Raw genomic sequence first — 12,095 nt, forward strand, 5'->3', positions numbered from 1 at the left:
CCATCACCGCGAGTTCAGCCGCCATAGGGTTAACTCGCCGCAGCACTAACCGTTTAGTTGGCGCATTGGAGTTTGGTCGCTATAGAACATGTAGCAGTTTTTCCCTGCCAGTTTTGCTTGATACATCGCTTGGTCTGCCTGTCGGATAAGGCTGTCGGAATCTTGCTGTTCCCCACCAAAATAGATAGACACACCAATGCTGGCAGAGAGTGTAATCTCCTCTTTTCCAATGGTGATGGGCTGACTGATGGAATGCAGGAAACGCTGAGCCAGCGGTTCAATGTCATAGCTATCTCGCACCCGCGGCACCAAAATAATGAACTCATCGCCACCGAGGCGAGCCAACGTATCACCTTCCCTGACCAAATCTTTCATTCTGGCGGCAACATGGTAGAGCACGTCATCTCCCGCATCGTGACCAAAGGTGTCATTTACTTGCTTGAAGCCATCAAGATCAAGAAACAACACTGCCAAATGCTGCTTATTACGACGTGAGCGCTCCATCGCATTGAGTAATCGCTCTTTAAGCAACAAGCGATTGGGGAGCTCTGTCAGCGGATCATAGTGAGCGATTTTTTCTAACTGAGACTCATGCTCTTTGAGTGCAGATATGTCAGAGAAGAGCGCGACAAAACGAATCTCATCTTCACGTCTATCTTCTACCTTGCTAATGGTCACTAGATCGGGGCAAACCTCGCCATTTTTGCGCTTGTTCCAAATTTCTCCCCGCCAGTAACCACGAGAAAGCAACATTTCCCAAAGATCATGATAGACGTCTTCATCGTGCATACCGGACTTCAACAGTTTAAGCGTTTGTCCTTCAAGCTCAGATTTTTCATAACCCGATATGTAGGTAAATGCCTGATTCACATCAACAATCATGCCTTTACTGTCGGTAATCACAATCCCTTCATGAACGTATTTAAACACATTGGCCGCCAGCTCTAATTGGCTCTCTCGCGCTTTACTTTCGCTGATATCGACATGGGTGCCGAACATCTCCAATGGTTGACCATCGTCATCCCACTGCGCAACACGGCCGCGATCGAGTACCCACACCCAATGCCCGTCTTTGTGCTTCATTCTTACTTCGCACTCATAGATGTCTGTCTTACCAGAGAAGTAATCGGATAGGCGTCGTTGTGACAATTTTAAATCACTGGGGTGCACGTATTTCATCCAGGTGTCAATCGAGACAGGCGTCAGTTCTTCCAATTGATAGCCTATGATGTCGGCCCAACGTGGGTTAAACCTCGCCGCACCGGTTTTGATATTCCAATACCAAGTGCCCGCATCGGTGCCTCGAATCACGTTCTCCAGACGCTCATGCTCTACTTTTAACTTGTTTCGTGTCAGTGAGATGACCTTCAACATGTCATTGACCGTTTTGGTTAAAATGTTCAATTCTGTGTAGGGGGAAGGTGCCAACATATTGATAGGTAAGCCATCCTGATCTCGATGCTCAAGCGAATGAGCAATCCGCTTTAATGGATGAATCAAAATCCAGCGGATAAGAAACATGGCCAATAACGCTTGGACCAACAACAACACCAATACAGTGGTGGTAATGTTCAGGAGCAAATGGCGCTTTTCCAGCACCAATAGCTCCCCACTCACATACACATCCACACGTCCGATCTGATTGCCTTCTTCATCATGGATCTCTGAGCTCTTTTGGTAGAGTGCCTGCTTCAGCAAGGTTTGTTGCTGTACGCCTTCGCTTTGAAATTCACTCACACGAGAGGAGGACGTTTTCACGTAGCCAGTGAGATAACTTTTTTGCCCTGTCAGCTCCGCCATTTGAAAGTTATCGACTAAGATCGCCAGCAATGCATAGTGATTCTCTGTGTTGATTTCGCTATAGAGCAGTTTGTCGTATTCGTGGATCTGGTAGGTGTCCACATACCCTGAAATCGTCGTACTTAGCCTCGCTGCACTCTCTTCCGCTTGGCCACGTATCTCACTTTCTACGTGCTCACTGCGTAAGGAATAGTTGTAAACACCATAGCCAATGAAGACGATGGACGAGGTGATGATCATACTGATACTAAGAAAGAGCGTTAATGAACGCCGATGATGAAAAAGCGGCCACCTCTCTGTCATTGTGCCCCTCCTTCATGTCCCAGCACATTCCGCTGAATGGTGCTAAGCAGGCTGTCTAGGTTTTGCGATGACACCGCTAATACTTCCAGTTGTTGCTCTTTCGCCACCGTGTGACCTAAAAGATACTGATGCAGAGAGTTCATCGCTCTCTCTCCCATCAAAAAAGGTTGTTGCATGCCTGAGCCAACCAGCTGCTGAGAACGGATCATATCGATGAATTCTGGCTCAGCGTCAAAACAGATCAGCAACACTTTGTCTCTTTGACCTAATGAATCAATCGCATCAAGTGCCGCTTGGTAGCGGTCGGAGCCCTGCAACCAAATGGCGCGTATTTTGCGATGCTCACGCAACATCGTTTGGGTGAAAATAAAGGTCTCTTGGTAGCTGAAATCTTTTTGCTGTTTGATCGCCGCAATGCGCATGCCCTGTTGCTTGGCCGCTTCAACAAACCCTTCTGTACGCTCAATGCCATTCTTGCGTTTTTGCGGAATGGCGACCACGCCAACTTCGCCATTTTGCCAGCCTTTCGCTTTCATAGCCGCCGCCAGTATTTGAGCCAATTGAAACGCGCCGGAAAAATTATCCGACTCAATATAGCTGACAAAGGTGCCGCCTTCGGTGCCGATATCGCTAATGACCACTGGAATATTCGCTTGCTCCGCCATTTTGAGAATAGTCACCGCAGCCGATGAATTGGTCGGCGATAAAATGATGCCATCTGGTTTGAGGGCGATGGCTTTGATGATGTTTTCCAGCTCGGTTTTGGCGTCATTTTCTGCACTTAACACCACGGCTTCATAGCCCAACTGTTTTGCTTCATTCTCAATTCCTCCCCACATGATTTGCCAAAATGGGATCCGCAGATCGGAAACCATATAAACAATCTGTTGGCTCGCACTGAGCCAAGGAGAAAAAAACAAAGCAACACAAAAAGCGAGATGACGCATATCCATGTTTCCTCCGAGAAAACCACTTTAAACACGACATACTGCTGCTAAGTTAACTATATACGCTGACCAATATCGCTCCGCTTTTTTTGTTTACAATTTGACACACATCATAAAGCAATCAATTTCATATTCTTTTGAGCCATATTTTTAAGCAAAAACACCCTATTTAGAGGTATTTCCCAAGCAAATAACCATACAAAATGAATGGACTTAAGACTTAAGGGAAGGGACTAGGGACTAGGGACTAGGGGCTAGGGGCTAGGGGCTAGGGGCTAGGAAAGAAGATAGAAGACTAAGACAAAAAGAAAAGCAGACAAACCGTGTTATCTGCTTCCATACTAGCGATACGAGAATGGCGACTAAATCGGCTCTCCTGCTTCATCTTCCTCCACAATATCGGTTTCCAACGCTGCCTCCGCCAACCAACGTTGGATTGGCACACTGGCCAACACTTTGTTCTGATAAAGCAGAGCGCTTTCCGAAAGCGGGATTTGATACGTTTCAAAACGCAGCGCCACGGGCGCGAACATCGCATCGGCAATGGACCACTCACCAAACAGCCAAGCATGAGGGTGAGCCGCCATCTGCTGCGACCAAATTTGATCAATGCGCGCAACGTCTTTCTCAGCTTGCGCTGAAAGCGTCACTTTGCGTTTTGCCCGACAGTTCATCGGCAGCTCATTGCGCAGAGCTTGAAAACCCGAATGCATTTCACACGCAAGCGCACGTGCTTTGGCTTTTGAGGCGCGATCGTCAGGCCACGCTTTACCCGCCAGTTGCGTTTCATTGACGTACTCCAAAATGGCCAAAGAGTCCCATACCGTATACGATCCATCCACCAGCGTCGGTACTTTCGCCGTTGGTGTAATGCCTTCCAGAGCTTGATAAAACTCTGGAGTGAACAGCGCCAGTTTTTCCACTTCCACCTCAAGGTTGTAGGTGGCAAACATCACCCATGCTCTGAGCGACCAACTCGAGTAGTTTTGATTTCCTATATACAACTTCATCGTCATTCCCTGCTATTTCTGTTAAGTTCAATCGCAGATTAGGCCAACTTCCTTGCCACGACCAACGGATAGTTTTGATACAACCTATTTAAAAATACGATGGATTAGACTCAATATGGATATTGAAGCACTACGCAGTTTTCTTGCTTTTGTTGAGACGGGCAGTTTTACCCGCGCAGCCAAACAGATCAGCCGCACTCAGTCGGCGTTTAGCGCCCAAATGCGAAAGCTCGAAGAAGAAATCGGTGCAGAGCTGTTCATCAAAGAAGGGCGTTATTTGGTACTGAGCGATGCGGGTATTCGCCTCACTTCTCACGCTCGTCAACTCGTGTCGCAACATGATCAGACTCTCTCGGAGCTCAAACATTTTCAAGATAAACGCCCGCTGCGCTTGGGCTGCCCTGAAGATTACAACGAGAAAGTGCTCCCCAGTTTGATTGCCCTGCTCCATGAAGCACAACCCACATGCTCTATCCAAGTCTTTAGTGAGCCGAGCATCGAACTGAGAAGAAAGCTCGATGCGGGCGAGCTGGACTGCGCCATTTTAACTCGCGCGCCAAACAGTGAAGAAGGCTATTGGCTCACCTCCGATCAAGGGGTGTGGATTGCCAGTCAAACCTTTTGTGTCGAAGCTCACTCCGCCCTGCCCCTTGCTCTTTTTCAAGCGGATTGCAAATATCACGCAGCGGCGATTGATGGCCTCACCAAACGCGGCCAAGCTTTCCAACTACTGGCTTGTTGCAATACCGCATCGGCACAGCGCGCTTTGGTTGAGCAAGGGCTTGCGATTGGTGCGATGGGAAAACTCAGCATGGGTGACAAAGTGAGGCTGCTAAAGGATTTTCCACCACTGCCTAAGGTGGACATCGTGTTGGCCGTGTCTGCAAAATCGCACCCATTGTTGAGCCAAACATGGCTGAAACAGCTTGAAAAACAGTTCTCTGACAAACTTCTTGCCGTTCGATAATCTCTATTTCACTCTATGACGATAGGCTACCATCTCAATATTGAGACGAAATCATGCAAATTTTTGATAGTTTTATCAGATAAATGCATGAGTTTTTCGAGCTACTCTACATCAACCAATCTACGCTACTCAAAACACGCTAAGGAACAAAAGCACTGACGCTTTGGCCATTCACATGAAAACAGAACTCGATATCTACCAAGTAGACGCCTTTGCCCGTGAAGCATTTAAAGGAAACCCCGCTGGTGTTTGTATTACAGAGAAACCGCTTGATGAACGTTTGATGCAGTTGATTGCGGCTGAAATGGCCGTCTCCGAAACCGCCTTCTTAAGTTTGGAAACCATGAATCTGCGCTGGTTTACACCGAAAGCCGAAGTGACACTGTGTGGACACGGCACGTTAGCCACGGCCCACATCATGCAACAACAAGGGCTACTCAAGGCAGGCGAAGAGATCGCCTTTGATACCTTATCGGGTGAACTGAAAGTCAAACTGGCCGCGAACAAAATTGAAATGGACTTTCCGCAATCCCCCATTGATTTCTCCGTCAACATTGACGCCAACAAACTGGCTCACCTGGGCATTAAACCAGATGAAGTCCTTTGCAGTGGTCAGTTTCAACAGAAAGATTTTATCGAAATCAACAGTGAAGAGGCGCTTTTGGCCCTCTCTCCCAATTTTGATGCTCTTGCAACCTTGACCGGACGCGGCGTGGTCGTGACCGCACGTTCCGACTCACCGATCTACGATTTTATCTCGCGCTATTTTGCACCTTGGGTTGGTGTCAATGAGGATCCCGTGACTGGCTCAACTCACTGTGCCCTTGCGGGTTACTGGGGCAGTAAACTTGAGAAGGACTACCTTGCGGGCTATCAAGCGTCCGCTCGTGGTGGCCGCATCGAAATGGCTTTGCTTCCTTATCAACGCGTGAAACTGATCGGCACCGCGGTGACGACCCTGAAAGGCCAACTACTTATCTAATCTTTGCGCAGTAAAGAGCGCTCGGTCAGTCGCTAAATCATTCAGCCACCTCGATCTTGAAAAATTTGGTGGCTGAAAACTGACGAGCCCTGTCGATTTTATTTGCCAGAATCGGCATACTGACTTCCCCCGAACTGATGGATCTTTCTGTGCGTATTTCTTCTTCTGAGTATCAAAAACTTAGCCAATGCATCGCCACATTGCACTCACCAAGTTTTAGCTCAACGCTGATCGCAATGTTAGCGGAAGTGGTCACGTTCGACTGCGCCATCATTTTAGGCCATCGTGACAACAAGCATCCCATTTATCTGTTTGACTCCATTCAGACACAACGAGAGTTGCTGTTTCAACGCTATTTGCTCCATTACTATCAACATGATCCGCTCTACGACCCCGTACTCAGTGCGGCGCAGCAAGGGGTTTTTCATCTTGCGCAGGTGATGAAGAAAGACACCAGCTCAACACTGGTGCCTCACGCCATCTACCAGCAAGAGTTTTACCAGCAAACCCAATGGCAAGACGAAGTAGCGATCATCATCACCCTCGATGAACAACGCGCCATCGCCATCTATTTAGGCATTACGCAAGCAGAAAGTGTCTTCCAAGCAGCAGACATCAACGCACTGTCGCAACGCTTTGACACCATCGCTTCCTTGTGCCGCCAACATTGGCTCAACGCCGATTTGTTGCTGGCAGAACATCAAACCGCGCAACCCAACGTCAGCCAGTGGGTGCGCAAAGCGATTGGCGATTTTGGTCAACAGCAACTCAGCCAACGAGAGCAAGAAATTGCGGCACTACTCATCCAAGGGCTTGATTCCAAAGAAATCGCCCAGCAGCTCGGCATCACACTGGGCACCGTGAAAAACCATCGAAAACGCATCTACGCGCAGCTCAACGTCGCCTCACTCAGCGAACTGTTCCAGTTGTTTCTCAATCATTTGATTGCTCTCAAAGCATAGTTTTCCGATCTCGCTGGCTTAATCACCGCTTTTATCCCTTTAGGGATATCGTCATGATCTGGCCTGATCTTATACGCTGCCTGTCTAGATTTTGGAGGCAGCATGAATTCACAATTACTCTTTGATGACTTGGCCCAGCGAGGGCTGATCGCGCAAACCACCGACCTTGAACAACTCATCGCGCTATTTCGCCAACCACAAACACTCTACTGTGGTTTTGACCCCACCGCGGGCAGCTTGCATATTGGTCATTTAGTGCCTTTGATTATGCTAAAACGCTTTCAAGATGCCGGACATCAAGGCATTGCACTCATCGGCGGCGCAACGGGCATGATTGGAGACCCAAGCTTTAAAGCCAGCGAAAGAAGCCTCAATAGCGCCGAAACGGTTGCAGCCTGGGTGAACGCGTTAGCTACGCAAATTCAACAGTTGATGACACCGCACCTCACCCAACCACTCGTCATGGTGAATAATGCCGATTGGATGCAATCCATTGGTGTGATTGCGTTTTTCCGCGATATTGGCAAACATTTTTCCGTCAATGCCATGATTCAGCGTGAATCGGTTAAACAGCGTTTGGCTCGCCCAGATCAAGGCATCTCTTTCACCGAGTTCAGCTATTCGCTGTTGCAATCTTACGACTTCGCTCAATTGAACCAAACACACCAATGCGCCTTGCAAATTGGCGGCAATGATCAGTGGGGCAACATCGTCAGCGGTATTGATTTAACGCGCCGCCTCAATGGCACTACCGTGCATGGTTTAACCTTGCCTTTGATCACCAAATCCGATGGCACAAAGTTTGGTAAAACCGAGGGCGGAGCGATCTGGCTTGATGCGGCGAAAACCTCACCCTACATGTTTTATCAATTTTGGCTCAACTGCGATGATGCGGACGTGTATCGCTTTCTTCGCTACTACACTTTCCTCTCTGTCAAGCAGATTGAGCAGATTGAAGCCACCGATAAAGCGCAAGTAGGCAAACCGAGCGCACAGAGAATTCTCGCCGAAGAAATGACGCGATTTGTACATGAGCAAGCAGGGCTAGAGAGTGCGCAGCGTATTTCACAGGCGTTATTTAGCGGCCAACTCAGCCAACTGAATTTAGCCGAGCTCAAACAGCTTGAGCAAGATGGGCTGCCTTGTCGCCAATTGGCGCACGTGAGTGATGTGGTTACCTTGCTATTAGAGACAGGGTTGGCGAGCTCAAAGCGTCAAGCTCGTGAATGGCTGGAAAATGGGGCGATTCGCATTAACGGCGAGCGCTGGCATGAACTGACCTTAGCGCAGACATTTGCTTTGTATGATCAATATTACATTGTGCAAAGAGGCAAAAAGCAGTTTGCGATGGTGAAACTCGCGCAAGTGTAAGAGTAACGGTGCAATGAATAAGCCAGCGAAATGCTGGCTTATTGATAAAATCGCGCCATCACCAATCCACTGAAAGCGTTTGTCCTGTGCGACTGCTTTCCAGTGCTAACTCAATCAGGGCAATGTTATCAAGCGCATCTCGCGCTGGTACAGGATTGGCCGCACCAAGTCGGATCGCATCCGCCACGCCCTTAAAATAGTGCTGATAGCCCCCCAATTCTGTGACTACCGTTTCCGTCTCCGATTCACGATACATTCGGCCATAGTTCTCGGGTTCTTCACGCGCCCAGCTCTCCTCTGTCGGCTGAATTCCCTGTTTCAAATAGCCTTCCTGCGGATCCAACCCATACTTTTCGTATTTCGCCAACGAGCCTAGCACACGGAAACGTAAGTTAGGCTCCGGGCTGTATAGGTTGGAATGCAAATGCACCAAGTGGTCAGGATAATGGAGAATCAAATTGTAGTAATCGATGGTTTGGCCTTGCGGGCGCATGATTCGACATTGCGCATTGATCGCTTGCGGCAAGCCAAACAGCGCGAGTGTTTGATCAAGTAGATGCGGCGCCAAGTCATACAAAATGCCGCCTCCTTCTTGAGCCAGTTCACGCCAGCGCTGGCGCACTTCAGGACGGTAACGGTCAAAATGCGACTCAAACAATTTCACCTCGCCCAATTGCCCGGTTTCAATCAGCTTCTTCACCGTCAGGAAATCACCATCCCAGCGACGATTATGGAAGACACTCAACACCCGCCCTTGCTGCTCTGCCAGTGCGATCAGCGCCGCGCCATCTTCTTTACGCGTCACAAATGGCTTTTCCACGATCACATGTTTGCCTTGCTCTAAGGCAAACTTCGCCAGCGGAAAGTGCACATCGTTTGGTGCGGTGATGATCACCAACTCAGCGTCACTGCTTTCAAGCATTTGATAGGCGTCTTGATACCAAGTTGCCTTCGGCCAATCTGCAAGCACCGCCGATTGCTGGCTCGAGCTAATCGCGCACAGCTCTAACTCAGGCAGGGCGTCAATAAAAGGTAGGTGAAAGGTTTTCGCTGAAAAACCATAGCCGATGACGGCCGTTTTCACGGGAGTATAAGGCATGAAAGAGCTCTCTGTGACGTTCATTGAGAGGCTCACTTTAGCGCGACATCTTCCCTTTGACGACTACTTTAACCACCTGCGTACACTCCGAGCACTCGGGCTCGGAGTGTCTCTCAGGTTTAAAAGCTGACGCTCAGACCAACAAAGTGGATACGCCCTTCAAACGTGCCATTAATGCCCACATCCTGATTCGCTATTTTCCGCGTCGCGATGTCCACTTCCCCTAAGTCGGCATACTCATAGTAAACATCAAGGACATAGCTGTCCCACTGCGTCGTGGCACCAACGGAGTAACGATATTGCTGACCAACGGGCAGATCCACCCATTGCTTGCTAGGATCATCTTGTGGCGACGTTTCGTACGAGAAGCCTGCTTTTAAGCGCCAATCCGCATTGAGTTGGTAATCCGTCGCAACGGCAAATTTCCACACATCCTCCCACTGACGATCTATCGAATTCAGACCTAGAGGATTTGAATCTAAACGGCCAAAATCAAACACCGTCGTATCCCATTCACTCCAGCGGTGTAATTGGATAGAAGCAAGTAACTTGAGCTTCGGATTCACTGCATAGCTGCTACTCACATCCACAATCGCGGGTACAACCAGTTCCGTGCCTACAGGAAGCGCACGTTGCCCACCACTAAGCTCCGTTGAAAACTCATGATTCACTTTGGAGCGAAAACTTACACCCAGATCCCATTGCTCATCAAACTGATACATCACGCCAGCATTAAAGCCATACGCCCAATCAGAAGACTGCTCAAGCCGTCGCGCATTCGCCATGCCCATTTCCAGAGAAGCCCAACTGATTTGTGCACCGATCCCCCAAGAAAGCTGGTCAGTTACTCTAAAACCCAGAGCCGGGTTGATTTGCACTGCCGCCAACGCAATGTCGGTCATCAGTGCGGCACCTTGCCACTCAGAACCGTAATCTAGGCTGGAACCGCCCACCGTACCCAACGCAATGCCAAAGTGCACGTCTTCATTGAGTTGACGAACATGAAACAGGCCAACAGAAGGCATCAAAGACACAGCTTGCCCATGGCCCACACCCGATTGATCGTGATAGTCCATTTTCAAGTCAAACGCCGTGGCATTCACTGTCGTCAACGTCTCACCCATCCACGGCATGGTCGCTGGGTTTGCCCACATTGCCGCCGCCGATTGTGTATACACACCATCACCCGCTCCCACCGTTCCTGCGTTAGCAATCACGGCCTCTTGCAGAAAAATACCACTGGCACTGGCGTGAGCGGAGGCCAAAAGAGAGAAGCTGAGTAGTGTTCGTTTGAGGCTCAAAGAAGAAAGACAAAAGGTGTTCAAAGACGCAAACGAGGGCATGTCTAGCCGACGAGCGCTATGAGGTACAAAAGCGTTTAGTGTTTTCATAAAGAAGCTCTTTCTTAAAATAGCGAGATACTCGAATCCCGTTCAGAGGCAGAATTCAAATTTGTACTATTTTATCTGAGCTAATTTTCCAAATTGGAATAATGCTTATTCCTAAACTGCTATTGACGCGAAATCAATTAATAATAATGAGATACTTATAAATAGCAAAATAAATCACAATCAAACACCTGACAGAAATAAAACACATCTCAGGATACAAAAGGTTATTCTAGCCATCCTAGTGAATTAGAAGACAATGCCAATGAATAATTTAAATAACCTACATGTATTTTTGTTATTAATGCAAACTCGTTCGACACAACGCTGCGCGGCAAAACTGGGACGTTCACAATCTTACGTTTCAAAAGTTTTGGCGCAGTTGAGGGAAGAGTTGGCCGATCCACTGTTTCTACGGGAAAGTACAGGGTTAGTACCCACTGACTATGCAAACGCCATAGAACCTAAGATTCGTATCGCCTTGGAACAAATCGACTCTGCACTCGTTCCACAGCAGTTTGATCCTTCTCAGCTTGATAAAGTCACCTTACACATTGTTGAACCTTATTTGATTCAGATCGGCAAAGCACTCATTGAAGCGATTCGAGCCGAGACCAAGGCCAAAATAGAAATTAGACAATGGGGGGAACACAGCGAGTCTCTTATTCTAAATGAGAGTGTCGATATTGGCTTGCACATTATTAATGATAAGCCTCAAGCGTTCTATCAAAAAAGAATACACTCTGGCGCAGGATATTTTGAAGGCAATAAAGAAGGCGAGTATGTGAAATTTATTGTTTCAGGAGTAAACGAATACAGTGATCATTTTAAAACACTCGAACCGGAGACGAATGTTGGCATTATTGTTGATAGCCACGCACTTATGATGCAGTTAATGGAAGATTGTTATACCTTGCGTTATGAACCACATTTTTCTTCTACCAAACAGACAAGATTGAATATTGATGTCGCACTCATTACGAAAGCCTCTCTTCGCCATGCGGCAAAACAAAAATGGCTCACTGATCTCATTATTTCAGTGGTGGAACACAATATTAAAACGCGCTGGAGCGATAAACATCACGCGTAATCACAAACCAATGCAAGCTCACGGTTTAAACCTTTCATTTCCTCTTTTCAAACCGGATTGCAAACACATTGGTGAAACACAAAACAAGGCCATGCGCATTTAAGCCCATGGCCTTGACTTTAACCACCCACACTCACTCATTATTGCGAAAGCTAAATGGCCATACCAAACGAGGC

Annotated in this window: 10 protein-coding genes; 5 read left to right on the forward strand and 5 right to left on the reverse strand. The window is 48.0% G+C overall.

Translation table 11 applies throughout. From position 1 onward, the window contains the following. Positions 1 to 45: 45 nt before the first annotated feature. From PQQ36_RS04180 to PQQ36_RS04190, 3 genes are all read right to left on the reverse strand, one after another. Positions 46 to 2,103, reverse strand: a complete 2,058-nt coding sequence (locus PQQ36_RS04180; RefSeq protein WP_273660379.1) for a diguanylate cyclase domain-containing protein — start codon at positions 2,101 to 2,103, stop codon at positions 46 to 48. After that, the gene (locus tag PQQ36_RS04185) at positions 2,100 to 3,056 is read right to left on the reverse strand and encodes a substrate-binding domain-containing protein (protein WP_011152577.1); all 957 of its coding nucleotides are present in this window, start codon (positions 3,054 to 3,056) and stop codon (positions 2,100 to 2,102) included. Before PQQ36_RS04185 ends, PQQ36_RS04180 begins: the two co-directional genes overlap by 4 nt. A 356-nt stretch (positions 3,057 to 3,412) precedes the next feature. Beyond that, entirely contained in the window at positions 3,413 to 4,060 is a 648-nt protein-coding gene (locus PQQ36_RS04190; protein WP_273660383.1) for a glutathione S-transferase family protein, read from the reverse strand. Between the two features lie 115 nt (positions 4,061 to 4,175). Here PQQ36_RS04190 and PQQ36_RS04195 point away from each other — a divergent pair, with 115 nt between their 5' ends. From PQQ36_RS04195 to tyrS, 4 genes are all read left to right on the forward strand, one after another. After that, positions 4,176 to 5,027: a LysR family transcriptional regulator gene (locus PQQ36_RS04195; protein WP_040111030.1), complete on the forward strand. Its 852-nt coding sequence runs from the start codon at positions 4,176 to 4,178 to the stop codon at positions 5,025 to 5,027. A 175-nt stretch (positions 5,028 to 5,202) separates the two neighbouring features. Then, entirely contained in the window at positions 5,203 to 6,009 is an 807-nt protein-coding gene (locus PQQ36_RS04200; RefSeq protein ID WP_273660386.1) for a PhzF family phenazine biosynthesis protein, read from the forward strand. A 137-nt stretch (positions 6,010 to 6,146) separates the two neighbouring features. Then, positions 6,147 to 6,971: a helix-turn-helix transcriptional regulator gene (locus PQQ36_RS04205; protein ID WP_263221959.1), complete on the forward strand. Its 825-nt coding sequence runs from the start codon at positions 6,147 to 6,149 to the stop codon at positions 6,969 to 6,971. Between the two features lie 102 nt (positions 6,972 to 7,073). Continuing rightward, complete coding sequence (gene tyrS, locus PQQ36_RS04210; protein ID WP_273660389.1) at positions 7,074 to 8,342, forward strand: tyrosine--tRNA ligase; 1,269 nt, start codon at positions 7,074 to 7,076, stop codon at positions 8,340 to 8,342. A 58-nt stretch (positions 8,343 to 8,400) separates the two neighbouring features. Here tyrS and PQQ36_RS04215 read toward each other — a convergent pair whose 3' ends face one another. Further along, entirely contained in the window at positions 8,401 to 9,441 is a 1,041-nt protein-coding gene (locus PQQ36_RS04215) for an oxidoreductase (protein WP_273660390.1), read from the reverse strand. 119 nt (positions 9,442 to 9,560) lie between these two features. Next, complete coding sequence (locus PQQ36_RS04220) at positions 9,561 to 10,784, reverse strand: OmpP1/FadL family transporter (protein ID WP_238827440.1); 1,224 nt, start codon at positions 10,782 to 10,784, stop codon at positions 9,561 to 9,563. 310 nt (positions 10,785 to 11,094) lie between these two features. Here PQQ36_RS04220 and PQQ36_RS04225 point away from each other — a divergent pair, with 310 nt between their 5' ends. Beyond that, complete coding sequence (locus PQQ36_RS04225; protein ID WP_040111245.1) at positions 11,095 to 11,919, forward strand: LysR family transcriptional regulator; 825 nt, start codon at positions 11,095 to 11,097, stop codon at positions 11,917 to 11,919. Positions 11,920 to 12,095 lie beyond the last annotated feature (176 nt).

Origin of the sequence: Vibrio sp. CCUG 15886, from assembly GCF_028570825.1 — a bacterium.
Taxonomy (GTDB): Bacteria; Pseudomonadota; Gammaproteobacteria; order Enterobacterales; family Vibrionaceae; genus Vibrio; species Vibrio vulnificus_B.